The organism is Thermohalobacter berrensis (assembly GCF_003609645.1).
Classification (GTDB): Bacteria; Bacillota; Clostridia; order Tissierellales; family Thermohalobacteraceae; genus Thermohalobacter; species Thermohalobacter berrensis.
In genome coordinates this window covers 1-26,788 of sequence record NZ_MCIB01000017.1, presented here as the reverse complement: position 1 = coordinate 26,788, position 26,788 = coordinate 1, and the positions used below count along the sequence as shown (strand labels likewise).

Here is a 26,788-nt window from a genome sequence, read left to right as displayed (position 1 = left end):
TATAGATATAACAATATCAACAGGAGGGATGTTTATGGCAAAAAAATCACATATGAGTTGGTCATGGATTATTATGGTATCATTCTTATTACTAGGTATTCTAGATATTAGATTTGGAATATTTGGCTTTGTATGTATGGGTGCACCTATCTACCATGCAATTAGAGGAAGAGGTAAAGTTCATTGTGCAAAATATTGTCCAAGGGGTTCACTTTTAGGAAAATTTTTAGCAAGAATAAGTTTACAAAATAGTTTACCAAAATGGATGAGAACAAAAACATTTAAAAATATACTATTAACATTAATGATAACAGTATTTAGTATTTCTCTATATCATGCTGGATGGAATTTTAAAAGAATAGCATTTAGTGTGTTTAGATTTATGAGTATGTCACTAGCAATTGGAATAATTATGGGTGTTATATATAAGCCAAGAAGCTGGTGTCAAGTATGTCCAATGGGTCATGCTACTGGTTTAATTAAAAAGGCTCAAGATAGCAAAATCCAAAACAAAAAATTAAAAAGTGCGTAAAATTTAATATAGATAACAAAGAAGGTCAATGGTGAATTCACCATTGGCCTTCTTTGTATATATTATCTAAGCTGTTTGTTCTTGTTCAGCTATATCTTTATCTGAAATTTTTTCAATTGTAAATCCTAAATATCCATAAATAACAGCTATTATTGGGTTAATAAGATTTAAGAATGCATACATTCCATAAGCGAATGGATGAACACCTAATGTTGAATACATGTAGGCTCCTCCAGAGTTCCAAGGAATAAGGGAAGACGTTAAAGTACCTGCATCCTCTAAGGTTCTAGATAAAACCTTTGGATGAAGCTTTTTATCATCGTACATCTTCTTATACATTCTACCAGGAATTACTATTGCTAGATATTGGTCTCCTGCTAGTATGTTTGTAGCTATACATGTTAAGATAGTAGCTAATATTAGTGATCCAGTACTGTTTGCAAGAGAAAGGATTTTCTCTGCAATAGCATTAAGCATACCCGATTTTTCCATAACTCCACCAAAACACATTGCACATAATATAAGTGAGATTGTCCACATCATGCTATCTAATCCACCACGACTTAATAGTGTATCTACTGCTTCAACACCTGTATCTGCTGCAAAACCGTAATGTGCAGCACTAATTATTTCAGTCATTCCAGCTCCTTGGAAAATAGCTGCAAAGATTCCTCCTAATATTGTTCCACCTATTAAACCAGGAATTGCTGGTATCTTTAATATTACCATGACTATAACAAGTACAGGTGGAAGTAATAAAAGGAGATTTATATTAAAATTAGATGCTAAAGTTTCTAAAATATTATTAATAGCTGCAGTATCTAAAGCCTTGCCAGCGTATTTGCTTCCAAGAAATCCATATAATATTAAAGCAATAATTAAACTAGGACCAGTAGTATATATCATATGCCTAATATGATCGAAAAGGTTTGCCCCAGCCATAGCAGGAGCTAGGTTCGTTGTATCTGAAAGAGGTGACATCTTATCTCCAAAGTAGGCACCTGAGATTATAGCACCAGCTACCATAGGAAGAGGAATACCTAATCCTTGTCCTATACCTATAAGTGCTATACCCACTGTACCTGCTGTTGTCCATGAACTACCAGTGGCAAGAGATACAACACAGCATATTAAACATGTAGCAACTAAAAAGATACTTGGAGAAAGAATTTGTAATCCATAATAAATCATTGTTGGTACAACACCTGATAATATCCAAGTACCAATTACCATACCTATTATTGCAAGAATAAGTATTGCTTGCATTGACATACCTATAGTATGAACCATTCCATCACGCAAATCTTCCCACGGTTGACCGCTCATTATTGCTATAAAAGCTGCTACTCCGGCTGATGCAATTATCGGTATTTGAGGATCTCCTCCCCAATATTGCAGAGTAACAAATAAGGAAACGATTAGAAAAATAACAGGAATAATTGCCTGTTTAAAAGAAATTTTAGATTGTTCCATTAAAAAAATCCTCCTTGAAAAAAATTTAATGTTTGTTAAAAAAAATTAATATTTACAAAGATATTATGAATTATAACATAAAAATTCTGACAATTCAAACATTATCGACAAAATATTACTATTAATATGAGGGTATAAGAAGGAAAAGAGGTAAAAAAATATAATAATATAATAGGAGGTATTAAAAGTATTATAATTGCTAAAGGAGGATTATTATGGCTAATATATTAGGTAATATAAAACCAAAAAAAGTATTTCAATATTTTGAAGAGATATCTAAGATACCTAGAGGTTCTGGCAATGAAAAGGAAATTAGTAATTATTTAGTAGACTTTGCTAAAAAACATGATTTAGAAGTAATTCAAGATGAAGCTTTAAATATTATTATTAAAAAGCCTGGTACTAAAGGGTATGAAAACGCTCCTACAGTTATTATTCAAGGCCATATGGATATGGTATGTGAAAAGGAGAAAGATATTCAGCATGATTTTGAAAAAGACCCAATAAAGCTAAAAGTAGATGGAGATTTTGTTAGTGCTTCAGGAACTACATTAGGAGCAGATAATGGTATAGCTGTTGCATATTGTATGGCAATTCTTGCTTCTGATGACATTCAACATCCTCCATTAGAAGTATTAATAACAACAGAAGAAGAAACAGGAATGGGTGGTGCTTCAAAACTTAATCCAGAATACTTATCAGGAAGAATTCTTATAAATATAGATTCAGAAGAAGAGGGGACACTTTTAGTTAGCTGTGCAGGAGGAATAAGGGTTAAAATAAAGCTTCCTATTAAATGGCAAGAAGTTAATGACAACTTCGATACATATAACATAAAAATAAAAGGCCTTAAAGGTGGCCATTCAGGAATGGAAATTGATAAAGGTAGAGGTAGTGCCAATAAATTAATAGGAAGAATATTAGATGATTTAAATTCAGAAATTGAATACTCATTAGTTGACATTAATGGTGGAGCTAAAATGAATGCTATTCCAAGGGAAGCAGAAGCTACAATATTAGTTTCACCTGAAGATAAAATGAAATTAGAAGATAAGATTGAATATTGGAATAATACATTTAAAAATGAACTAAAATCTTCAGATCCAGATATTATGATTAAATTAGAAAAATCTAATAAAAAAGTTGATAAAGTTTTTTCAAATGATACCGTAGATAAAGTTATTTCTTTATTAGCATTAATACCAAATGGAGTTCAAACAATGAGCCAAGAAATTGAAGGATTGGTTCAAAGTTCAACTAACTTAGGAGTTATAACAACTACAGAGGATGAAGTTTCATTTGATAGTGCAGTGAGAAGCTCAGTAAGGAGCTTAAAAGAAGAAATTGTAAGACGAATGGAGCTTGCAGCAAAGGTAGTCGGTGCTAATATAGTAAAGCAAGGAGATTACCCAGCATGGGAGTATAGAGAAGATTCATACATTAGAGATATATTTGTTAAAGTTTATGAAAAATTATATAATAAGAAACCAGAAGTAACAGCAATTCATGCAGGATTAGAATGTGGCCTTTTAGGAGAAAAAATTAAAGATGTAGATATGATATCCTTTGGACCTAATATGTATGATGTACATACTCCTAATGAGCATTTAAGTATATCATCTACTAAGAGAACTTGGGAATATCTTCTTGAAGTGCTTAAGGAGATAAAATAAGAAACAATATGGGAGGTATAAAGGTGAACAAAGAACTGGAGTTGGCACAGGAATTAATAGATTTTATATATGAAAGCCCTAGTGTATTTCATGTTGTAGAAAATACAAAGGATATGTTAAAAAATAATGGGTTTAAAGAGTTAAAATTAACAGAAAAATGGAAGTTAGAAAAAGGAGAAAAATATTTTGTATCAAAAAATAACTCTGCAATAGTTGCTTTTATAGTAGGAACTGGAGAAATAGAAGAAGATGGATTTAAAATGATAGGAGCCCATACAGATAGTCCAACATTTAGAATAAAACCATCACCAGAAATGGTTGTTGAGGATAGCTATCTTAAACTAAATACAGAAGTTTATGGTGGCCCTATATTAAATACTTGGTTTGATAGACCATTATCAATTGCAGGTAGAGTAAGTCTAAAGAGTGATAATCCATTATACCCAGAAATAAGGCTTGTTAATATTAAAAGGCCTATTTTGACTATTCCAAATTTGGCAATACACATGAATAGAAAAGTAAATGAAGGTATTGAAATAAACAAACAGAAAGATGTATTGCCATTAGTTTCTACTATTAATGAAGAATTTGAGAAGGATAATTATTTAATAAAGTTATTGGCAGAAGAACTAAATGTTAAAGCTGAAGATATTTTAGATTTTGATTTATTTATATATGAATGTGAAAAAGGAAAAATTGTAGGGGCAGAAAGTGAATTTATTTTATCTGGAAAACTTGATGATTTAGCTATGGTACATGCAGGTATTAAGGCTTCAATAAATACTGAACCTGCTAAAGCAACAAATGTAATGGTATGTTTTGATAATGAAGAGATAGGAAGTAGTACAAAACAGGGTGCAGGATCTCCAATGCTTAGAAATATTTTAGAGAGAATAGTTTATAGCTTAGGAAAAGAAAGGGAAGATTTCTTTAGAGCTATATATAATTCCTTTATTATATCAGCAGATATGGCCCATGCATTACATCCAAATTATACAGAAAAGCATGATCCAGTTAATAAACCAATAATAAATAAAGGTCCTGTAATAAAGATTAATGCAAATTTTGCATATACAACAGATAGTGATTCAAACTCTGTATATGAGATGATATGTAAAAATTCAGATATACCTGTACAAAAATTTGTTAATCGTTCAGATGAAAGAGGTGGCTCAACAATTGGACCAATATCTTGGAGTCAATTGGATATTCGATCTATAGATATTGGAAATCCAATATTAGCTATGCACTCTGTAAGGGAGTTATCAGGAGTTAAAGACCACTATTATATAATAAAATCATTTGAAGAGTATTATAAACTTTAGAAAATAAATGGCAGTCATTTAGACTGCCATTTATTTTTAATATTTTCCAACGTATTCCCATCCAGTTTTTATTCCTTTTTCACCAGGTTTCCACCCAGCTGGGGCAGCTAAGCCTGTTCTTCTATTATATTGAAGACCTGCTATTATTCTTAAAATTTCATCTATATTTCTACCAACAGGCTGAGGATTAATTATAATAGCTTGAATTGTTCCCTCAGGGTCAATTATGAAAGCTCCTCTATAAGCAAAACCTTCTTTTTCGTTTAATATACCGTATTCTTTAGATACTTTTTGAGTTCTATCAGATAATAATGGGAAATTAATTTTTCTTCCAGAAGGTGAGGTTTGGGTAAATATTTTATGGGAATAAATGCTATCAGTACTTATACCAAAAACAACTGTATTTAATTCTTTAAATTTTTTATATCTAGCAGCAACTGCTGCAAGTTCAGTAGGTCAAACAAATGTGAAATCTGAACCATAAAAGAATAATAAAACCCATTTTCCTTTATAATCAGAAAGGGTAAATTTTCCCCTGTTTCCACAGAAAACACCTTCTAAAGTGAAATCTGGTGCTGAATCCCCTAAATCAAAATAATCACAATAGTACCCACCTTCTATGGGCCCTTTTAACTTTCCTTCTATTTCTAATTCCCTTTCTTTTTCATTTTTAGGTATATAATTATTTTGAGAATAATATTTCATAGGATTTTGCCTTGGCATGTAATACCAATATGGATTTTTCATTATTTACAACCTCCTTTATAGTTAATATATGAAATATATAGGTTACTTGACATTTAGATTTAACTTAGATAAAGATTGTTATATAATTCAAAATAAGAGTTATAAATGATTCGTTTTTTAAAAAATATAAAAGCTTTTGTAAAAATAAAGTATTAATGAAGATAAAGATAGAGAAATAATAAATAAAAAGAGGTTAAAATAATCTAACTTAGAGGTGTTAAAAATGAAATATAAATTATTAGCGATTGATTTAGATGGAACATTACTTACAACAAATAAAAAGCTTCCAAAGGAAAACATAAAAGTTTTAAGATTACTATATAAAAAGGGAATAGAGATTGTAATAGCAACTGGAAGAAGATATTGGTCAGCAAAAGAGTTTGTAAAAAAATTAGATATTGATTTGGTAGTTATGGCCAACAACGGTAATATTGCAAGAAGAATTCAAGATGATAAAGTACTGATTTCTAAATATTTAGATAGGAATGACTTTATAACATTAGTAAAAGAAAGTAATAGATTAGGTTTAAATCCTATTATGTATGTTGACCACTATGAAGAAGGATATGACCTTATAATAGAATTAGATGATGAAAAGAAAAAGTATTCACCTTATATTAGTAAAAATATTTTTAGACATAAAGAAATTGACGATATTTTAAAATATGATGGTAATAAGACATTGGCAGTTTGTTATGAAGGAGATTATGAAACCCTTGAATACTTTCAAAATAAACTGAAGAAGGAATATCCCAGTAAATTTAATACCCATATAATGAATAACAATTCCAAAATTGGCCCCCTTTTAGAGGTGATGAATCCTTTAGGGTCAAAATGGCTATCATTAAAAAAATATGCAGAAGATAAGGGGATAGCTGCTAATCAGATAGTTGCCATTGGGGATGATAATAATGATATTGAAATGATAGAAAAAGCTGGATTAGGAATAGGAATGAAAAATTCTACCCAAGAAGTAAAAGCAGTAGCAGATATTATAACAAAAAAAACGAATGATGAAGCAGGTGTTGCCTATATTCTAAAAGATATTTTTAATATTTGTATTTAATAAGAATAGTACAACTATTATAAATAATATAATTTAGTAAAAGCTTTTTATGGGGAGTTGGGGAGATGTCTATATTAAAAACAATAGTTTCAATATTAATCCTTTTGGGTGCTATTAATTGGGGGCTAGTAGGACTTTTTAACTTTGACCTAATAGAATTTATTTTTAAATCTAAAACTTCTTTAGGAGCTAGAATAGCTTATACTTTAATCGGTCTTTCAGGTATTTTTACAATTTTATACTTAATTTTTTAGAACCTGAGAAATTTCTCAGGTTTTTTATTGTATAAGTAAGTATATTTCTATGAATTGCTGAAATAAAGAAGAATACTGTATTTAAGTATTATTGAAAATTTTGTAAGACAATAAAAAAGAGGGGTTGTAGGGGATGAAATCCCCTGCCGTATTAGAGGGGTGCTCAGGGTACCAAGTACCCGCCGAAGGGGAACTAGGTTCCCCTAGCGGAAGCGAGCTTTGCTCGCTTTTTTTATTGTATAAGTAAGTATATTTCTATGAATTGCTGAAATAAGACAAATAACAATTAACTAACAAATCGACAAAGTCGATTTTGTCGCTGCAAATAATGTTTTTATCCCTAAAGATTGACCTTAAAACTAAGAGCTAAGAGCTAGGGGCTGAGGTCTAACAAAGCGTCGTCAGACGCATTTGTTCTTTATTTAAATTGCTGAGGGATTAATAATCCCCCAACAATATCCTAGCAATTGTAATAAAAATTATCTACTTTCTTGATGCTCGATTAAATCAATAGTTCCTAACAATATATGAGCAAGTCCAAATCCAGCTATTCCCCATGCTAAAGTTGTAGGAATTGATTTTTTTGCAGCTAGAGCTGATGCAGTAACTGCAGTTCCTAATACTGTTGGGATTAAACCTTCCCTTGCTTTCATTAAATTACCTCCTAAAATAATAATAGTGTATTATTATTTTTTGATAAAAATACTGAAAAAATAATTATTTTTATAAGGAAAAAAAGGAAGGAAATGTATTAAAAATTTACTGAAATTATTCAAAATATAAACTATTTATCCAAAAATTACAAAATTAAGATACAAAGTTTTTTATCTACATTTTAAAGATAATTTTTTATAGCAAATATGAGATTCAAATTCCATTGGATATTTAACTTATCAAAAAAATGTTATAAAATAATTATAGAGTTTTTATAAAAGAGGTGTTATAAATGATATTACACATTTTAACAGGATTAGTTAATAGAGTTGGGATTATAATAGTTTTAGCTTTTATTTTGTCAAAAGCAAAGCTTTTTAGGAATTTAGTTACAAAACGAAAAGTAAGTATTTTAGATAAATTCATATTATCAATTTTCTTTGGGATATTCGGTATAATTGGAACTTATTCAGGGATAAAAATACAAGGTGCTTTAGCTAATTCAAGGGTTATTGGTGTATTTGCTGGAGGTTTATTAGGGGGACCTTTTGTTGGAATAATGTCAGGATTTATTGCAGGTTTGCATAGATGGGCTATAGATATAGGAGGATTTACTGCTGTAGCCTGTGGAATTTCTACAACTGTAGAAGGAATACTTGCTGGTATTTTAAGTAAGAAATTTTATAAATCCAAAAATAAGTGGATGTTTTCCCTTGTAGCAGGGGCATTTGCTGAACTTGTCCAAATGATTATTATCTTAATAGTAGCTAAGCCATTTTCTCAAGCTTTAGAATTAGTAGAAATAATAGGGATACCAATGATAACAGTTAATTCAATAGGTATATCTATGTTTATAGCAGTAACAGAAAGTATTTTTAAAGATCAGGAAAGGGCAGCTGCATATCAAGCTCAAATAGCTTTAAAAATTGCAAATAAAACCTTAAAGTATTTCAGAAAAGGGTTTAATACAGATACAGCATATAAAACAGCTCAGATTATATATAATATGGCTGATTTAAAGGCAGTTGCTTTTACAGATACTGAGAAGATTTTGGCCCATGTTGGTGCAGGTGAAGATCACCATAAACTAGGCAATCCTATAAAAACTAATTTGACAAAATCAGTTATTAGAACTGGTAAATATAAAGTAGCGAATTCACAAAGGGAAATTGATTGTAATAATGATAGCTGTAGCTTAAAATCTGCAATTATAGTTCCACTTAAAGAAAAAAATAAAGTAATTGGTACTCTTAAACTATATAAAACTGAAGAACAATCTATTACCCAAATTGATGTAGAGTTAGCATTAGGTCTTGCATTATTATTTTCAACTCAAATAGAGGTAAGTAAAGTTGAATATCAAGCTAAACTCCTTAAAGATGCTGAATTAAAAGCACTTCAAGCACAAATAAATCCACATTTTTTATTTAATGCTATAAATACTATAGTTTCATTTGTAAGGATAAAGCCAGATAAGGCAAGGGAATTATTATTACATTTAGGATCTTATTTTAGAAAGAATTTACAGCAAAACAAAGAAGAGGTTGAATTATATAAAGAAATAGAACATGTAAAGTCCTATCTAGAAATAGAGAAGGCCAGATTTGGAGAAAAATTAAAGGTAAAATTCCATATACCTGATAATCTAACCTGTTATTTACCACCCCTTATATTACAACCAATTGTAGAAAATGCTGTAAAGCATGGTATAATGGAAAAACTAGAAGGTGGAACTATTGAAATAAAAGCTATAGACGAAGTAGATGAAGTAAAGCTAATTGTAAAAGACAATGGAGTTGGAATGGATACATTATATGTAAATTCCTTATTTTCTCAGAATAAAGAAACTAGCTCTGTAGGACTTATTAATGTAAATAATAGACTTATTAATAAATATGGAAAAGAGTATGGTTTGAAAATTAACAGTAAGCTAGGAAAAGGAACAATAGTTACAATGAGGATTCCTAAAGATACTTCTGAAAGATTTAAGGAGGTAAGCTAATGCTAAAAGCAATTATAGTTGATGATGAGATGCCTGCTAGAGAAGAACTCAAATTCCTTTTAAAAGAATTTAATGAAATAGATATAATTGGAGAGGCAAGTAATGGAGTAGAAGCAATAAAGCTTAATGAAAAACTTAGACCAGATTTAATTTTTCTAGATATACAAATGCCACAGATTACAGGAATAGAAGTGGCGGAAAAAGTACTGGATTCAACACATGTACCTTTGATTATTTTCGTTACAGCATTCGATCAATTTGCAATAAAGGCCTTTGAAGTAAATGCTATAGATTATTTATTAAAACCATTATGTAAAGAAAGATTAGAAAAATCTATAAAAAAGGCTATAAATTTATACAAAGCTAAAAATTATGATTATGAAAATAAATTAGAGAAACTTATTAAAGAAATTAAAGGTAGAAATGAAAAGGTTGATAAGATTTCAGTATATAAAAATGGTAGACTAATTCCATTAGATCTTGATGAAATAATTTATGCTACTGTAAAAGAAAAGAATACTGTAATAGTATCAACTAAGGGAGAATTTGAAACTAATAATACACTGAGTCAATTACAAGAAAAATTGAAGAACCATAATTTTTTTAGAAGTCATAGAAGTTTTCTTGTTAATTTAGATTTTATAGAAGAAATTGAACCTTGGTTTAATAGCACATATCAAGTAAAGTTAAAGAATAATAAGGAAAAGATACCAGTTAGTAGGAATCATTGTAAAGAGTTTAGAAAATTGATGAATATTGACTAAAATTGTAATTTAGATATGTATATTGCAATTCGGTGTCGAATAATTGTATTTTATCTTAAGCTCCCTACTTTTTTTTATTTTCTAGCTATAATCTTATTAGACCAATATGAAGTAGGGGGTATGAAAATGATTTCATTTTTAAGTTCTATTGCTCTTTTAATTATAGGATATTTTACTTATGGTGTCTTTGTGGAAAAGGTTTTCGGTGTAGATGAAAATAGACCTACACCAGCAGTAGCAATGAATGATGGAGTTGATTTTGTTCAGTTAAGTTGGCCAAGAATTTTCTTAATTCAGTTTCTAAACATTGCTGGGTTAGGTCCAATTTTTGGTGCAATTATGGGAGCATTATTTGGACCAGCAGCTTTTATTTGGATAGTTTTAGGTAGTATTTTTGCAGGAGCAGTTCATGATTATTTTTCAGGAATGCTTTCTATTAGACATGAAGGTAAAAGTATTGCTGAGATAGTAGGAATCTATTTAGGAGAAAATGCTAGAAAAATAATGAGGGTATTTTCTGTAATTCTTTTAATTCTAGTTGGTACAGTATTTATGACTGGACCGGCTGCACTTTTAGCTAATCTTAAGCTAGGTGGTCTTGATAGCATCAATATTTGGTTAGCTGTAATATTAATATATTATTTCTTAGCTACTATACTTCCAGTAGACAAAGTAATCGGAAAGGTATATCCACTATTCGGTGCAGCTTTGCTTATAATGGCAGTAGGTATAGGTAGTATGTTAGTTATAAAAGGTTACAATATACCAGAGATTACATTATCTAACCTTCATCCAAAGGAATTACCTATTTGGCCTATGCTATTTGTTACAATTGCATGTGGTGCTATAAGTGGTTTCCATGCAACTCAGTCACCAATGATGGCAAGATGTGTTACAAATGAAAAGTATGGTAGAAGAGTATTTTATGGTTCAATGATTTCAGAGGGAATAATTGCTTTGATTTGGGCAGCAGCTGCTATGACATTCTTTGATGGTGGAATTTTAGGTCTACAAGAGGCAGTAAATAATGGTGGACCAGGGGCAGTAGTTAATGCAATATCAAGCACATTACTTGGACCAATAGGTGGTTTACTTGCTATGTTAGGAGTAATTGCATGTCCAATAACATCAGGAGATACTGCATTTAGAAGTGCAAGATTAGTTATAGCAGATGCATTTGGAGTTAAACAAGGAGAAATTAAAAATAGATTAATCCTTGCAATACCTTTATTTGCAATAGGATTTGGACTAACAAGAATAGACTTTAGTATAATATGGAGATATTTTGCATGGTCAAATCAAACATTAGCAATGATTGTTCTATGGGCTGGTGCTGCATATCTAATATTAAATAATAAATTCCATTGGATATCAACAATACCTGCCACTTTTATGACAGCTGTTAGTGTAACTTATATTTTACAAGCACCAGAAGGATTCAAGCTTTCAACATCAGTTTCATATCCAGTAGGTATAATTGTAGCACTAATTGCTTTAGTAACTTTCTTAGCTAAGTTTAATACTAAAGAATTAAAAGATAAAGTACAAGCATAAGATAAAAACAGGTCCATTGTGGACCTGTTTTCATTTATCTAATTTTGCACGTTCATATTGTTTAGGCCATTCAATTTCATGATTGAGCTCATGGGCAGCTTGAAGTGGCCAATAGGGATTTCTAAGAAGCTCTCTTCCTACAAAAACTAAATCAGCCCTTTTATTTTGTAATATTTCTTCTGCCATATAAGATTGGGTTATTAATCCACCTGCTATAGTAGGTTTATTTGTACCTCTTTTTATTATTTCAGAATGTTTTATTTGGTAACCTGGATAGACATTAATTTTTGTGTTTATTACCCCACCTGAACTAACATGATAAATATCAGGCTTATCTTTTAGTAAATTTAATATATTAACTAGATCTTCAGGGTGATTGCCCTTTTTATCATATTCTTCAGCAGAAATCCTTACAGATATAGGTTTATCATCTGGCCATACTTTTTTTACTTCCTTAAGAACTTGATTTAATAATCTTACTCTATTTTCAAGGGAACCTCCATAATTATCATTTCTTTTATTAGTAAGTGGAGATAAAAATTCATTTAGTAAATAACCATGTGCACTATGGATTTCGATAATATCAAAACCTGCCTTTAATGCTCGTTTTGCCCCATTTTTGAATTTTTCTACTATATCATTTATTTCATCTACACTAAGTTCATTTGGTGTTTTGTAATCAGTACTAAATGGTATAGGGCTAGGTGCCACTGGAGTTTCATCAGTAACTTGACTTTTCCTACCTGCATGGGCAAGTTGTATTCCTACTTTAGCACCATAGCTTTTACAAATATCCACAATTTTCTTTAAACCCTCGATATGTTTATCACTCCATATTCCTAAGTCCTTTGAAGTAATACGACCTTTAGGTTCAACTGCAGTAGCCTCTACAATTATTAAACCTACCTTACCTATAGCCCTTGTAGCATAATGGGTAAGATGCCAAGCATTTACAAACCCATCTTGATTTGAACTATATTGACACATGGGAGGCATTACTATTCTATTTGGAAGTAATAATGATTTTATTCGGAAAGGTTCAAACAACTTAGCCATTATTAAAGACCTCCTTAACTATTATTGTAAACTATTCTTAAGGTATTATTACCCTTGAAATATTGTTAAAAACATACATTTAATAAAGTTAAAATTAAAAAATTATAATTAATAAAGTAAATTTAATATTTTTTGATAATTTTATATAAAACTGATAAATTAATATATAGTAGTTAAAAAGAGGTGAAATAATGGAAGAAAATAAATTATATAGAGTGTATTCTAAGTATTTAAAAGAAAAGTATGGAGAAAAGGTCTATAAACTTCCTATAAACCTTCCTGTAACATGTCCAAATAGAGATGGATGTGTTGGATATGGAGGCTGTATATTCTGCGGAGAAAAGGGAGCTGGCTTTGAAAATCTTTCAAATGTTTTATCAGTAAGGGAACAGTTAATTAAAAATAAGGATTATATAAGTAAAAGATATAAGGCAATGAAGTTTATAGCATATTTTCAAAACTTTACAAATACCTATTTACCTTTAGAGAGATTTAAAGGATATATAAAGGAAGCTATTATGGATGATATAGTTGAGATAGATATTAGTACTAGACCTGATTGTATTTCAGAAAAATACTTAAAATTTTTAGATTCAGTAAAGAAGGAATATGATAAGAATATTACAGTAGAATTGGGGTTACAGACAGTAAATTACCATACATTAAAGAAAATAAATAGGGGACATTCACTTGCAGAATTTATAGATAGTGTTCAAAGAATAAAAAAATATGGATTTAATATTTGTGTACATTTAATACTTAATTTACCATGGGATGATATGGATGATGTTATTGAAAATGCAAAGATAATTTCAGCTTTAGGTATAGAACAGGTTAAACTTCATTCTCTTTATATAGTAGAGGATACAATAATTGGTAAAATGTATAAAGAAGGTAGGATTAAATTAGGCAGTAAAGATGAATATATAAAAAGGGTAATAACTTTTCTTGAATATCTACACCCTGATATAGTAGTACAAAGGCTTATTGGTAGGGCACCAAAGGAAGATACTTTATTTGTTAACTGGGATACTAGCTGGTGGAAAATAAAAGATGAAATAATTAAAACAATGAAACAAAACAATAGCTATCAAGGTAAAAGGTGTAATTATCTAAATGGAAAAGCTCTAATAAAGTTTAATTAATTATTTATAAATTAATAGGCGACCAAATCTAGGTCGCCTTAGAAAGATTATCCTTGAGTTTTAGGTGCAAAAGTAGCACAATCAGTTTCCTGTGTATTTTGAGCATTAGGTGGTTGAATTTCAATTTTAGAAGCTAAACAATGGTCACCTTCACCATAATAATAACAACTATTTACACAGCATTTTACTCTGTTAATACTATTATTTGACTTTTCAATGCGCATTAATAAATCCTCCTTTAAGTTGTTGTTAGCATATTTATAGCCTAATTTTATTGTTTGAAATAAATAAAAAAATATACGTTTAAGATTTAGTTTAATTTTTTAAAAACAATTGAAAAAAATTAAACTAAAATATAAAATTATATAGAATAATAAAAGTAGGTGATAAAATGAATTTACCTAAGGATTTTAAGGAAAGAATGGAAAAATTATTAAATGAAGAATATGCAGATTTTATATCTAGTTTTAACAATGATTTTCATAGGGGAATAAGAGTAAATACACTTAAAATAAGTGTAGATGATTATAAGAAAATAACACCTTTTAAAATTAAAGAAGTACCTTGGGTTAAAGAAGGTTTTTTCATTGATAGTGACTCAAGACCAGGTAAACATCCATATTATCATTGTGGATTATACTATATTCAAGAGCCAAGTGCTATGGCACCAGTAGAAGTTCTAAATCCAAAACCTGGTGATAAGGTATTAGATATAAGTGCTGCACCAGGAGGAAAGGCAACACAAATTGCTGCAAAACTTAATGGAAAAGGAGTCCTAGTTGCTAATGATATAAGTCCTAAAAGGGTTAAGGCTTTAGTTAAAAACATAGAATTATTTGGAATCAAAAACAGCGTAATTACTAATGAATTGCCAGAAAGATTAGCAGGTAAGTTTTCAACTTATTTTGATAAAATATTAGTTGATGCACCATGTTCTGGAGAAGGTATGTTTAGAAAAGATTCTAAGGCTCATAAAAGTTGGAGTAGTTTTTCAGTTAAAAAGTGCTCTAAAATGCAAAAAGAAATTCTAGAATGGGTACCTAAAATGTTAAAACCAGGGGGCAAATTAGTATATTCAACATGTACTTTTTCACCAGAAGAGAATGAAGGAACCATAGAATGGTTTTTAAATAAATTTCCTGAGTTTGAAGTAGAAGAAATTAAATTGGAGGGTCTAGATAGAGGAAGACCTGAATGGATATCTGCCAGAAAAGAAATAGAAAATACTGCAAGAATTTGGCCTCACAAATCGGAAGGGGAAGGTCATTTTATTGCACTTTTAAGAAAAAAAGATGGTGAAGAAGAATTACAAGAAAAATTTAAGTTTAATATAGGTAATTTTCAAAGCTATATAGAATTTGTAGATGAACATTTAAAAATTGAATTAAAAGAAAATTTACATTTATTAGGAAGTAAACTATTTATGGTCCCAGAGGGTATACCTGATGTTTCAGGCATAAGAACAGCCAAATTAGGATTATATTTAGGTGAGTTTAAAAAGAATAGATTTAGGCCAAGTCAAGCACTTGCAATGGCATTAAAAAAAGAACAAGTAAAAGAAACAATAGATTTAAGTAGTGAAAGCATTGAGGCTATTAAATATTTAAGAGGAGAAACATTAATGGTTAAAAAAAGTAAGGGTTGGAAATTAGTATGTATAGATGGCTTTCCTGTTGGATGGGGGAAACAGACAGATAGCTTCCTAAAAAACTATTATAGAGCTGAGTGGAGGATGAAATAATCTAAAAAATAAAAATAAGGTGGTTTTTATGCAAGAAAGATTAAGGTTAGATAAAATACTAAGTAATATGGGATATGGAAGCAGAAAGGATGTAAAAAAACTTATTAAGAAGGGAAATGTTAAGGTTGATGGTAAAGTTGTAAAGCAAAATTCATTGAAAGTTAACCCCTATAATTCAAAAATAGAAGTAAATGGCTATCTAGTAGAGTATAGAAAATATGTTTATATTATGATGAATAAGCCAAATGGTGTTGTATCCTCAACTGACGACCCAATAAATAGAACAGTTATTAGTATTTTAGATGATAAATATAAAATTTTTGAACCTTTTCCTGTAGGAAGACTTGATAAAGATACAGAAGGATTACTTATTTTATCAAACGATGGAAAACTTGCCCATAACCTTTTATCGCCTAAAAAACATGTTAAAAAGACCTACTATGCTGAAGTAGAAGGTATAGTACAAGATAATGATATTGAAAAATTTAAGAAAGGGATTATTCTAGATGATGGTTATAAAACTATGCCTGCTGAATTAGAAATATTAGAATCAAATGAAATATCAAAGGTAAAATTGACTATAAAAGAAGGAAAATATCATCAAGTAAAGAGAATGTTTAAAGCCTTAGGAAAGAAAGTAATATATCTTAAAAGAATTTCAATGGGTAACCTTAGCCTTGATAATAGGTTATTGCCTGGGGAATATAGGGAATTAACAGAAAATGAAATTAATCTTTTAAAGAAAAGTTAATATAAATAAATTGGCGTCCATTAATGGACGCCAATTTTAGCTTAAGCCATTAACTAAAGAATTTAATTGTGATTGAATCTGCTTTTCATCAATTTCATTTTCATTAAAATCCACAGTTACTGTGTCAGCAACTACGTCTACCCTTACAGCATTTACACCTTTAAGTTGTGAAAGGGAGCTTTCTATTGTAGTAATATCAGTTTCATTTGTAAGATTTGATACTCTAAATTTTTTTGCTCTCACGTTCTCACCTCCATAAATTAGTATTGACATAAAGGTGAGCAATATTACTTTTAACAAACAATTTTTAGTGAAATTAATTGTCCTTCAGTAAATTGTAGTATATAATATAAAAGTATAATAGATAAATGTAATAAATAGTATTTAGTCAGAATAAATAATAAAAAGGGGGAAAGAAATGAAAAACTTTATTATAGCACCAGATGGATTAGTTTATATTATAGTATTAGCAATTATAACTACAGTAGCTGCATATTTTAATATATATCTTTCAATTTTCCCTTTTATACTTTTGGCATTTGTAGTTTTCTTTTTTAGAAATCCGCCAAGGAAGATTACCAAGAATGATAAACATATATTATCACCGGCAGATGGTAAAGTTATTAATATTTCAGAAATATATGAGGATGAATTTTTAAAATGTGAAGCAATAAAAATCAGTATATTTTTGTCTATTTTTAATGTCCATTTAAATAGGTCACCTATATGTGGGGAAATTAAATATACTAAATATAGACCAGGAAAATTTTTACCTGCTTTTAAAAGTCATGCATCTGAAATAAATGAGAGAAATTCTGTTGGGATACAAAATGGAAGTTTTAAGATTATTGTAAATCAGATTACAGGTTTTATAGCTAGAAGAATAGTATGCAAGGTTAAGATAGGAGATAAAATTGATCAAGGACAGATTTATGGCTTAATAAAATTTGGTTCTTGTACTGAAATTATTATGCCAAAGGATAAGGTTAACATAAATGTAAAAGCAGGTGACAAAGTAAAGGGCGGAATTACTATAATTGGGGTGATCAAGGATGGGTTTAAAAGCTAAAATCCCTAATTTTTTTACTATATTGAATCTTTGTTTTGGTATATTGTCTATTTTGTATATTTTTGATAATGATTACTATATATCATCAGTTCTTATCCTAATGGCAGCACTTTTTGATAGGTTTGATGGTAAGTTAGCGAGAAAATTTAATGCAACAACCAATATAGGAAAAGAATTAGATTCTCTTTGTGATTTAATATCATTTGGTGTAGCTCCATCTATTTTAATATGGAATATCCAATTAGTTAACTTTGGAATTATAGGAATAATAATTACTATAGTTTTTGCTATATCAGGGGCATACAGACTGGCAAGATATAATGTTACTGAATTTGATGGTATTTATATGGGAATACCTATCACATTATGTGGAGGAGTATTAGCAGTAATGTCAATATATACTGTTAAATATAATCTTAATTTGTACTTCACCTCTATATTGATGTTACTACTATCATATGGAATGATTAGTACCAAAATTAAACTTAAAAAAAGATAAATTAGACGGTATATTTTTTATTATAATTAATTAGAGATAGATAGGGTGTTAGTTGTGTTGTATTTTAAGAAGGAAAAAACTATTTTTGATAAGTTTTTTAATCAAAGAGATGCATTGATAATACAGTATATGAATGGAGATATTACAAAGAGGGAGTTTCTACAATTAAATTTTGATTATATACAAAGACTTAGGATAGAGCCATTTACCAAAATTGATAGTTACGAAAAAGGTATGTATAATTATCAATATTACAACATGATGGCAAAATACTATTCAATGATGGCTAGTGATGTAAAAAAAAGGAATAAACATGCAAAGTACTATAATACTTATTTAAGTAAATCAAGTTATTTTTATAGACAAAAAGATAAAAGCACATTAAAATTATTAAAGCATTTAAATTTTGAGAATATAGATGCTTACTTTATTAAAGTGAGGTCTAAATATTTGAGAAATAAATTGTATGAGATTGTTCTAAAAGACTATGATAATGCAATACTACATTCAAAGAGTAAGTGGTTACTTAGAATTTTAAGAGAAGAAGGGGTATTTACAGAGGGAGTTAAAGAATCTTTAATTGATGAATATATAAATGAAAAATATTAATGTATTAATAATAATAGGAGCCATATTATGGCTCCTATTTTACTCCTGCTATAATTTTTATAATTGTCTCTAAAGAACTATTATCTTTAATTTTATAAGTACCTGCTTTTAGTTTCCTATCTAAATTTAATTCCCTTGCAACTTTTAGAAATTCTGCTTTATTATTTATTAAGCCCTTTTGTATTAATATATCAGCTATAGCTGGCCCTAATGACCCTTGGGGAATTTCTACTATAATAGTTTGGACTTTTTTAGGAGGATTATCATTAGGTTCGTCAATCGGTTCACTAGATGTATTTTCTTCTTTATCAGATTCTACAATATCTTCAGATTCATCATTATTTGTGTCTTCATTTTCTGATTTTTCATTTTCATCTTTTGAGTCATTATCATTATTTAATACTAGACTTTCATTTGTTTCAGTAGATTGAGTTTCTGATGATAAATCTGCAGAGAGTTTGTCCAGATCTTCTGCAAATAAGATATCTAACCTCCAAGTTATGATTCCAGCGACTAAAACGATAATAACTATAACTAATACATAATCAATAACATCGTATAGAAAGTCCTTAAATTTTTCCATATAATTTCCACCCTCTACATTTAGTCTTAATAAAATAATATCATATTGGAGATACAAGTTTCAATAGACCATTGATAATACTATAAAAAAGAATTAATGGTAAAATATTATTAAAGTATATTAGTAACTTTAAACTAAACTATAATGAAAGGTTGGTATTAATGAGGGAAATTTATATAGGTAAAAATGAAAAAAATCAGAGGGTAGATAGATTCCTAAAAAAGTATATGCCTGAGGCGCCTTCAAGCTTTATATATAAAATGATTAGAAAAAAGAGAATTAAGCTTAATGGTAAAAGGACAAAACCTAATAAAATTTTAAGAGAAGGTGATAAATTCCAGCTTTACTTGGCAGATGAAACTATTGATAAATTTAGAAGAGATACTAGGGTAATAGATGTACCTATAAACTTAGATATAATATATGAAGATAAAAACATAGTTCTTATAAATAAAGAAAAAGGAGTTTTATCCCATTCAAACGGAAAGGAAAGAGAAAATACATTAGTTCAACAACTTATAAGTTATTTACATAAAAAAGGCGAATATGATTTTTTTAAAGAAACTACCTTTACACCATCAATATGTAATAGATTAGATAGAAATACAAGTGGAATTGTTATAGGTGCTAAGAACTTTGCTACACTTCAGATGATAAATGAAATGATTAGAAAAGGGAAATTAAAAAAATATTATAAGTGTATTGTAAGAGGAGAAATTAAAAAAGATATGGATTTAAAAGGATATTTAGTTAAGGATAAGGATAGTAATAAAGTTTATGTTACTAAAGAAAAAACAAAAAATGGTAAAAAAATACATACCTTTATTAAAGTATTAAAAAGAAACTCTGATTTTAGTTTGCTAGAAGTAGATTTAATAACAGGAAGAAGTCACCAAATTAGAGCACACCTTAATTTTTTAGGACATCCTATTATAGGTGATAACAAATATGGAGATAAGGATATAAATAAAATGTTTTATGACAAATATGGACTTAAAAATCAATATTTACATGCGTATAAAATAGTTTTTAATGATTTAAACCCTCCACTTGATTATTTAAATCAGAAAGTTTTTACTGCAGAAGCAAATAAGAAGTTGAAAGTGATAGAAGATGATCTTTTCTAGCAAAATTTAAAATTTAATTAGATTATGATTAAAAATTACAAAATTGCATATCCTAATTGTGAGAAACTACAAGGAGGGTGAAATAATTTGAAAGTAAGAGATGTAATGACCTCAAGTGTATCAACAGCTAGAGAAAATTCTTCTATTCAAGAAGTAGCTAACCAAATGAAAAATTTAGATGTAGGTTCAATACCAGTGTGTGATAGTAATAATAGACCTGTAGGAATTGTAACTGATAGAGATATTGTTTTAAGAAATGTAGCTCAAGGACAAGATGGAAATACTGCGGTGAGAAATGTAATGTCAACAAAAATTGTATCAGTTACTCCTGATACAGACGTTCATCAAGCAGCTAAAATTATGGCTGAAAATCAGGTGAGAAGACTTCCAGTAGTTGAAAATGGTAAAGTTATAGGAATGCTATCAATAGGAGATTTAGCTGTTAGAGATATTTATGTAAATGAAGCTGGGAGTGCCTTATCTAATATATCACAACCTGTTAAATCAATGAGATAGTAATTTACTATAGTCCCTGATTTCCAGGGACTATAATTTTGTTTTTATTTAATTTTGTTTCAATAAAAGACAATAGATAATAAATTTAAAATTAAGATTTTTTAGCAAATTTACTTTATATAAACATAAAAATACAGTATAGTATAATTAATACTATAGGGGAGGAGATAGGATGGGAAAGAAAAATGAGGAAATAAAAGTTAACATAACTGAATTTGGAGAATTAAAAGTAAATAAAGGAACAAAGTTAATTAATATTTTAAACAAAATAAACAAAGAAATAGATTCTTCACAATATGTTGCAGCAAGGTTTAATAATGAAATAAAACATTTAGAGCATGAGATTAAAGATAAAGGAGATATTGAGTTTTTAGATATTACAGATAGAGATGGTTTAAGAATTTACGTTAGAACTCTCTGTTTAATTTATATAAAAGCCTGTAAAGAACTTTTTGATAACTGTACAGTTACAATAGAGCATTCATTAAGTAAGGGATTATATACTGAAATACATAACAATAAGAAAATAGGGTTAAGAGATGTAAAAAAAATAAAAAATAAAATGAAAGAAATAATAGAAAGGGATATTAAAATATACAGAGAATCAATAAGTAAAGAAGAAGCAAGGAAAATTTTCAAGAAACAGGATATGGAGGATAAATTAAAATTACTAAAGTATAAAAATGAACCTAATATACATGTTTATAAATTAGAGGACTATTATGATACATTTTATGGATATTTAGCCCCTTCTACTGGATATATAAAAGAATTTGACTTAAAATATTATCATCCAGGAATTATACTACAATTTCCAAGAAAAGAAAGTAATTTTAAGATACCAAAATTTGAAGAACAAAATAAACTAGCAAAGATATTTAGAGAATCAGAAAAATGGGGAGAAATTTTAGATGTAGGATATGTTGCTTCACTTAATGAAAAAATTGAAAAGAAAACAATAAAAGATATTATTATGGTTTCAGAAGCACTCCATGAGAAAAAAATAGCTTATATTGCAGACAAGATATGTGAAGATGACAATATAAGGGTCATTCTAATAGCTGGACCTTCTTCATCAGGTAAGACAACCTTTGCCCAAAGACTAGCTACCCAACTTAAAGTGAACGGTAAACGTCCTATTCCTATCTCTATAGATGATTATTTTGTGAATAGAGATGAGACTCCTTTGGATGAAGAAGGAAATTATGACTTTGAATCATTATATGCTGTGGATATAGATAAACTAAATGAGGATTTAATCAAATTAATGGAAGGAGTGGAAGTTGAACTTCCTAAATATAATTTTTTAAAAGGTAAGAGGGAATATACTGGAAATGTAATAAAACTAGATAAAAATCAGCCAATAATTATTGAAGGTATACATGGGCTAAATGATAAACTGACTCGTGAAATTCCACAAAATAATAAGTTTAAAATATATGTAAGTGCATTGACACAATTAAATATAGATTCCCATAATAGAATACCAACAACTGATACAAGATTAATACGAAGAATAGTTAGAGATAGTAAATATAGAGGTCATGATGCACTTAAGACATTATCACTTTGGGAATCTGTAAGAAGGGGAGAAGAAAATAATATATTCCCTTTCCAAGAAAAGGCTGATGTAATGTTTAATTCAGCATTAGTATATGAGTTAGCAGTATTAAAAAAATATGCTGAACCCCTTTTAAGAAATATTGATAGAAGTAGTCAATATTATTCAGAAAGTAAAAGAATTCTTAAATTTTTAGGTTATTTCAAAGATTTAGATTGTGAGGAATATATACCTCGTAATTCTATAATCAGAGAGTTTATAGGAGGAAGTCTATTTAGAGAAGAATAAGAAAAACTGGTTCTAGAATTAATGTTACATTATAAAGGGGGAGAATTTAATGGAAGAACTACTACAAAAATTAATTATAAAAAATAGAGAACTTACACAAAAAGGGGAAGTTGCATCTTACATACCTGCTTTAGCTAAAGCTAATCCTCAAAACTTAGGTATATGTGTTACAGATTTAGATGGTAACATATATAAAGCAGGTGACTATGATAAAAAATTTACTCTACAGAGTATTTCAAAGACAATTTCCCTTATGCTTGCCCTTATGGATAATGGTGAGGAAAAGGTTTTTGAGAGGGTTGGTATGGAACCAACTGGGGACCCTTTTAATTCAATAGTAAAATTAGAGACAATACGCCCTTCAAAACCCTTAAATCCAATGATAAATGCAGGTGCAATTGCTGTAACCTCAATGATAAAAGGTGAAAATGCAGATGAGAAGTTTGAAAGGCTTTTAAATCTTTTCCGAAAAATAACTGGAAATAAAGAGTTAGAAATTGATAGTGAGATTTATTTGTCAGAAAAGAAAACTGGTGATAGAAATAGAGCTATGGCCTATTTCATGAGGGATGTAGGTATTATTGAAGGTAATGTAGAGGAGATACTGGACGTTTATTTTAGACAATGCTCTATTAAAGTAGATTGTATTGATATTGCAAAGATTGGACTTTTTCTAGCAAATAAAGGAGTTGTACCTGATACAAAGGAGAAAATTACAACTGAACATATAGCCAGGGTAGTAAAGACTTTTATGGTTACTTGTGGAATGTATAATGCATCAGGGGAATTTGCAATAAAAGTAGGTATTCCTGCAAAAAGTGGTGTTGGTGGCGGAATATTAGGAGTAGTACCTCATAAAATGGGAATTGGTGTATATGGTCCAGCTTTAGATAAAAAAGGCAACTCAATTGGAGGGTATGGAGTTTTGAGAGACTTATCAAATGAATTAAATCTAAGTATTTTTTAATAAAAATAATGAGAGTAACTTTTTAACTTGAATATACATAAACTAATGTAAAAATAATTAGTAAAAAATACAACCTCTTCATTAAAAATATTTGTCTATAGTAGGTGATTCTTTTGAAAAAAAAATATAATGTGAAAGGGGTAAACGGAAATATATTAATAGATTTTACAGAGGAGGCAGTAGAAAACATAGATGATGCCAATGGTTCTTTAGTAATCCCTTATTATAAGGGAAATATAGTTATGACATATCATCTAAAGAGGAAGGGGTGGGAGTTTCCAGCAGGAAAAAAGGAAGAAGGGGAAACAATAGTTGAATGTGCTTTAAGGGAAACCTATGAAGAAACTGGTGCTATATTGACAAATATAAAACCATTAGGATACTATTTAGTTAAAAATGAACAACATGAATTTAAAATAGCTATTTTTATAGGACAAGTAAATGAATTTGAAACAAAACCTAGGTGGAGTGAAACCGATCTAGTAAAGCTATTTGATGAATTGCCAGAGAATATATCCTATAATGATGATGTATATGAAATAGTGTTAAATTATATAAGAAGGTTTAAATTGGATAGGGCTATAACTTAGGTTATAGCCTTTTCTTTTTTAAAACTTAATTAATTTTTTATAATACATAGGAAATTATAATAAATAAAAGTTTTAGATAAAATATAATCTCTATTATGTATTTTTAAAAAAGTCAATCATGAAAATCTTTATTTTTTAAATAGAAGACTTTTTTATTATGGTTTAAAATATTAAGTAAAGAAATAAATTTGGTAGGTGATTAAATTGAATATACTCGTAGTTGATGATGAGAGGCTTTTAGTAAAAGGGTTGAAAAGCAGCTTAGAAAGGGAGAATTTTAACGTTTATGTAGCATATGATGGAAAAAAAGCTTTAGAAGTAATAAATAAAGAAAAGATTGATTTTATTATTTTAGATTTAATGCTTCCAGAGATTGACGGTATAACCCTCTGTAAAAAAATCAGACAAAAACTAGATATTCCAATAATTATGCTAACTGCTAAAGATGACTATGTAGATAAAATATTAGGGTTGGAAATGGGAGCAGATGATTACATAACTAAACCCTTTCATACTAGAGAACTTATAGCCCGAATAAGAGCTGTATATAGAAGATTTAATAAGACCAAAGAGCCAGATGAAATAATTGAAATAAATGGTTTGAAATTTAATACATTAGAAAGAACCTTATATAAAGGCAATAAAGAAATTATTTTGACCGCAAAAGAATTTGATTTATTAAAAATTTTAATTACAAATAGGGGAAGGGTTTTTAAAAGGGAAGAATTATATGAGTTAGTTTGGGATGAATTAGGTTATGATACTAGAACTGTTGATGTACACATAAGAAAGTTAAGGGAAAAAATTGAAGATGACCCTAGTAATCCAAAGTATATAAAGACTAAATGGGGGGTTGGATATTTCTTTAGAAAGGAAAGGGTATAATGATTAAAAATATAAGTATTAAAATGGCAGTTGTTTTTGGTTTAATCATAATAGTAACTTTAGCAGTTTTAGATTTTTTCTTAATATATACATATAGTAATACTCAATTTCAAAAGCAGGAAATTGAGTATTCAACCTATGGAAATATTATTTCAAATATTGCAAAGGAGAATATAACAAATAGAACAAATCTTAACAGGTTAGTTAAAGAGTACGCCCAAAATATAGAGGGACGGGTATTAATATTAAATAGTAACGGAAAAGTGATAGCAGATAATTATGATGGCTATATTGGAACTAAGATACAAAATAAAGAAATTGATATGACACTACAAAATAAAAGTGAATCTATAGGATATTATACAGTAGAAGATAAAAAAATAATGATGGTTACAACTCCTATTCTATCAAATGAAAAAATAATGGGAGTTGTGTTAATATCAACATATGCTGACGATGTATATATAGATGTTGGTAGCCTAAAAAGAAGGGTTATTTTAATTTCACTTTTTTCAGGGCTTTTGGCTATTATTGTATCTTTTATAATTGGAGATAAAATAGCCGATCCTATAAAACAATTGACCTCAGCATCAGAAAAAATATTAAAGGGCAATCTTAATACAAAGGTAAATATAAAGAGAAAAGATGAGATTGGTAAGCTTGCAACAACCTTTAATAAGATGAGTGAAGAACTTTATAAAATTGATGTTAACCGAAGGAGATTTATAAGTGATGTATCCCATGAATTAAAAACACCTTTAGCTTCTATAAAAGCACTTATAGAATCACTTATAGATGGTGAAGAGGATTTAGAGACATTTAGAGAATATTTAATAGATGTAAATAGTGAAATAGATAGATTAACTGGACTTGTAAAGTCATTATTAAATGTTACTAGGTTAGAAGAAATACAATTAAATAAAGAATGGATAAAATTATATAGTGAAATTAACAATGTAATGAAGCTATATAAAAACTCATTAAAAGAGAAAAATATTGAGTTTATTACAGATGTCAAAAGAGATGTAAAGATATATGCAGATAAGGATATGTTTAAAGAAGTTATGATAAATTTAATAGATAATAGTATTAAATATGGAAAAAATAATGGATATATTAAGATAGTATATGAAGATAAAAGGGATAATAAATATTTAATTATTCAAGATAATGGTCAGGGTATATCGAAAAAGGATCTCCCATATATATTTGACAATTTCTATAGAGCAGATAAATCTAGGGCAAGGGATAAGGGAGGTAGTGGTATAGGTTTGTTTGTTGTAAAAAGGATATTAAATCTACATGGCTGGGAAATAAATGTAGAAAGTGAATTAGGAGAGTTTACTAAATTTATTAT

General features: G+C 28.9%; 28 protein-coding genes. 21 read left to right on the top strand and 7 right to left on the bottom strand.

Translation table 11 applies throughout. The features are described from left to right. Positions 1-34: 34 nt before the first annotated feature. A complete protein-coding gene (locus BET03_RS08470; RefSeq protein WP_120169307.1) occupies positions 35-532 on the top strand; it encodes a 4Fe-4S binding protein in 498 nt (165 codons plus the stop codon). A gap of 66 nt (positions 533-598) precedes the next feature. On the opposite strand, the gene nhaC is transcribed toward BET03_RS08470, so the two are convergent. Beyond that, the gene (gene nhaC / locus BET03_RS08465; protein WP_120169305.1) at positions 599-2,005 is read right to left on the bottom strand and encodes a Na+/H+ antiporter NhaC; all 1,407 of its coding nucleotides are present in this window, start codon (positions 2,003-2,005) and stop codon (positions 599-601) included. A gap of 215 nt (positions 2,006-2,220) precedes the next feature. On the opposite strand from nhaC, the gene BET03_RS08460 reads away from it, so the two are divergent. Both BET03_RS08460 and BET03_RS08455 read left to right on the top strand, forming a co-directional pair. Next, positions 2,221-3,678 (top strand): aminoacyl-histidine dipeptidase, encoded by a 1,458-nt coding sequence (locus BET03_RS08460; protein ID WP_120169303.1) that lies wholly within the window; start codon positions 2,221-2,223, stop codon positions 3,676-3,678. 23 nt (positions 3,679-3,701) lie between these two features. After that, positions 3,702-5,003: a M18 family aminopeptidase gene (locus BET03_RS08455; protein WP_120169301.1), complete on the top strand. Its 1,302-nt coding sequence runs from the start codon at positions 3,702-3,704 to the stop codon at positions 5,001-5,003. A 36-nt stretch (positions 5,004-5,039) separates the two neighbouring features. Here BET03_RS08455 and BET03_RS13835 read toward each other — a convergent pair whose 3' ends face one another. Further along, positions 5,040-5,708, bottom strand: coding sequence for a peroxiredoxin (locus BET03_RS13835; protein ID WP_243096898.1), 669 nt, complete (start codon positions 5,706-5,708; stop codon positions 5,040-5,042). 265 nt (positions 5,709-5,973) lie between these two features. Between BET03_RS13835 and BET03_RS08440 the strand changes: the two genes are divergently transcribed. Together BET03_RS08440 and BET03_RS08435 are read left to right on the top strand one after the other, a co-directional pair. Then, on the top strand, positions 5,974-6,816 hold the full coding sequence (locus BET03_RS08440; protein WP_120169297.1) for an HAD family hydrolase: 843 nt from the start codon (positions 5,974-5,976) through the stop codon (positions 6,814-6,816). A gap of 65 nt (positions 6,817-6,881) precedes the next feature. Then, complete coding sequence (locus tag BET03_RS08435; RefSeq protein WP_120169296.1) at positions 6,882-7,070, top strand: DUF378 domain-containing protein; 189 nt, start codon at positions 6,882-6,884, stop codon at positions 7,068-7,070. 479 nt (positions 7,071-7,549) lie between these two features. Here BET03_RS08435 and BET03_RS08430 read toward each other — a convergent pair whose 3' ends face one another. After that, on the bottom strand, positions 7,550-7,723 hold the full coding sequence (locus tag BET03_RS08430; RefSeq protein ID WP_120169294.1) for an asparagine synthase: 174 nt from the start codon (positions 7,721-7,723) through the stop codon (positions 7,550-7,552). A gap of 293 nt (positions 7,724-8,016) precedes the next feature. Between BET03_RS08430 and BET03_RS08425 the strand changes: the two genes are divergently transcribed. From BET03_RS08425 to BET03_RS08415, 3 genes are all read left to right on the top strand, one after another. Then, the gene (locus BET03_RS08425; RefSeq protein WP_120169292.1) at positions 8,017-9,726 is read left to right on the top strand and encodes a sensor histidine kinase; all 1,710 of its coding nucleotides are present in this window, start codon (positions 8,017-8,019) and stop codon (positions 9,724-9,726) included. Next, positions 9,726-10,490 carry a LytR/AlgR family response regulator transcription factor gene (locus BET03_RS08420; RefSeq protein WP_120169290.1) on the top strand — a complete coding sequence of 255 codons (765 nt, stop codon included), beginning with the start codon at positions 9,726-9,728 and terminating at the stop codon, positions 10,488-10,490. Before BET03_RS08425 ends, BET03_RS08420 begins: the two co-directional genes overlap by 1 nt. Before the next feature lie 126 nt (positions 10,491-10,616). Further along, a complete protein-coding gene (locus BET03_RS08415; protein ID WP_120169288.1) occupies positions 10,617-12,044 on the top strand; it encodes a carbon starvation CstA family protein in 1,428 nt (475 codons plus the stop codon). Between the two features lie 30 nt (positions 12,045-12,074). On the opposite strand, the gene namA is transcribed toward BET03_RS08415, so the two are convergent. Continuing rightward, positions 12,075-13,100, bottom strand: coding sequence for an NADPH dehydrogenase NamA (gene namA / locus BET03_RS08410; RefSeq protein ID WP_120169286.1), 1,026 nt, complete (start codon positions 13,098-13,100; stop codon positions 12,075-12,077). A gap of 191 nt (positions 13,101-13,291) precedes the next feature. Here namA and mnmL point away from each other — a divergent pair, with 191 nt between their 5' ends. Continuing rightward, the gene (gene mnmL / locus BET03_RS08405) at positions 13,292-14,245 is read left to right on the top strand and encodes a tRNA modification radical SAM protein MnmL/YtqA (RefSeq protein ID WP_120169284.1); all 954 of its coding nucleotides are present in this window, start codon (positions 13,292-13,294) and stop codon (positions 14,243-14,245) included. A gap of 47 nt (positions 14,246-14,292) precedes the next feature. Here mnmL and BET03_RS08400 read toward each other — a convergent pair whose 3' ends face one another. After that, the gene (locus BET03_RS08400) at positions 14,293-14,469 is read right to left on the bottom strand and encodes a DUF1540 domain-containing protein (protein ID WP_120169282.1); all 177 of its coding nucleotides are present in this window, start codon (positions 14,467-14,469) and stop codon (positions 14,293-14,295) included. Between the two features lie 167 nt (positions 14,470-14,636). On the opposite strand from BET03_RS08400, the gene BET03_RS08395 reads away from it, so the two are divergent. Beyond that, positions 14,637-15,986: an RsmF rRNA methyltransferase first C-terminal domain-containing protein gene (locus tag BET03_RS08395; RefSeq protein ID WP_120169280.1), complete on the top strand. Its 1,350-nt coding sequence runs from the start codon at positions 14,637-14,639 to the stop codon at positions 15,984-15,986. Positions 15,987-16,014: 28 nt separating this feature from the next. Continuing rightward, positions 16,015-16,737, top strand: a complete 723-nt coding sequence (locus tag BET03_RS08390; protein WP_120169278.1) for a pseudouridine synthase — start codon at positions 16,015-16,017, stop codon at positions 16,735-16,737. Between the two features lie 36 nt (positions 16,738-16,773). Here the strand turns inward: BET03_RS08390 and BET03_RS08385 are convergent, their stop codons facing one another. Continuing rightward, positions 16,774-16,980, bottom strand: a complete 207-nt coding sequence (locus tag BET03_RS08385; RefSeq protein WP_183108797.1) for a cation transporter — start codon at positions 16,978-16,980, stop codon at positions 16,774-16,776. Positions 16,981-17,155: 175 nt separating this feature from the next. Between BET03_RS08385 and BET03_RS08380 the strand changes: the two genes are divergently transcribed. The 3 genes from BET03_RS08380 to BET03_RS08370 are packed head-to-tail and all read left to right on the top strand — an operon-like array spanning position 17,156 to position 18,914. Further along, complete coding sequence (locus BET03_RS08380; protein WP_120169274.1) at positions 17,156-17,806, top strand: phosphatidylserine decarboxylase family protein; 651 nt, start codon at positions 17,156-17,158, stop codon at positions 17,804-17,806. Continuing rightward, on the top strand, positions 17,790-18,305 hold the full coding sequence (gene pssA / locus BET03_RS08375) for a CDP-diacylglycerol--serine O-phosphatidyltransferase (protein ID WP_120169272.1): 516 nt from the start codon (positions 17,790-17,792) through the stop codon (positions 18,303-18,305). Before BET03_RS08380 ends, pssA begins: the two co-directional genes overlap by 17 nt. A 54-nt stretch (positions 18,306-18,359) precedes the next feature. After that, positions 18,360-18,914 (top strand): DUF6648 family protein, encoded by a 555-nt coding sequence (locus BET03_RS08370; RefSeq protein ID WP_243096896.1) that lies wholly within the window; start codon positions 18,360-18,362, stop codon positions 18,912-18,914. A gap of 34 nt (positions 18,915-18,948) precedes the next feature. Here BET03_RS08370 and BET03_RS08365 read toward each other — a convergent pair whose 3' ends face one another. Further along, a complete protein-coding gene (locus BET03_RS08365; RefSeq protein ID WP_120169270.1) occupies positions 18,949-19,497 on the bottom strand; it encodes an MltG/YceG/YrrL family protein in 549 nt (182 codons plus the stop codon). A gap of 161 nt (positions 19,498-19,658) precedes the next feature. Between BET03_RS08365 and BET03_RS08360 the strand changes: the two genes are divergently transcribed. The 7 genes from BET03_RS08360 to BET03_RS08330 form a co-directional block, all read left to right on the top strand. Beyond that, entirely contained in the window at positions 19,659-20,624 is a 966-nt protein-coding gene (locus tag BET03_RS08360) for an RluA family pseudouridine synthase (protein WP_120169268.1), read from the top strand. An 87-nt stretch (positions 20,625-20,711) separates the two neighbouring features. Then, complete coding sequence (locus BET03_RS08355) at positions 20,712-21,140, top strand: CBS domain-containing protein (protein WP_183108796.1); 429 nt, start codon at positions 20,712-20,714, stop codon at positions 21,138-21,140. Between the two features lie 172 nt (positions 21,141-21,312). Further along, positions 21,313-22,989, top strand: a complete 1,677-nt coding sequence (locus BET03_RS08350) for a nucleoside kinase (protein WP_183108795.1) — start codon at positions 21,313-21,315, stop codon at positions 22,987-22,989. Positions 22,990-23,038: 49 nt separating this feature from the next. Beyond that, positions 23,039-23,956 (top strand): glutaminase A, encoded by a 918-nt coding sequence (gene glsA / locus BET03_RS08345; RefSeq protein ID WP_120169266.1) that lies wholly within the window; start codon positions 23,039-23,041, stop codon positions 23,954-23,956. 113 nt (positions 23,957-24,069) lie between these two features. Continuing rightward, on the top strand, positions 24,070-24,546 hold the full coding sequence (locus BET03_RS08340) for an NUDIX domain-containing protein (RefSeq protein WP_120169264.1): 477 nt from the start codon (positions 24,070-24,072) through the stop codon (positions 24,544-24,546). Between the two features lie 198 nt (positions 24,547-24,744). Beyond that, a complete protein-coding gene (locus BET03_RS08335; RefSeq protein ID WP_120169321.1) occupies positions 24,745-25,431 on the top strand; it encodes a response regulator transcription factor in 687 nt (228 codons plus the stop codon). Next, the coding region (locus tag BET03_RS08330; RefSeq protein WP_147417149.1) for a sensor histidine kinase at positions 25,431-26,788 on the top strand (1,358 nt) is incomplete at its 3' end. The genes BET03_RS08335 and BET03_RS08330, both read left to right, overlap by 1 nt.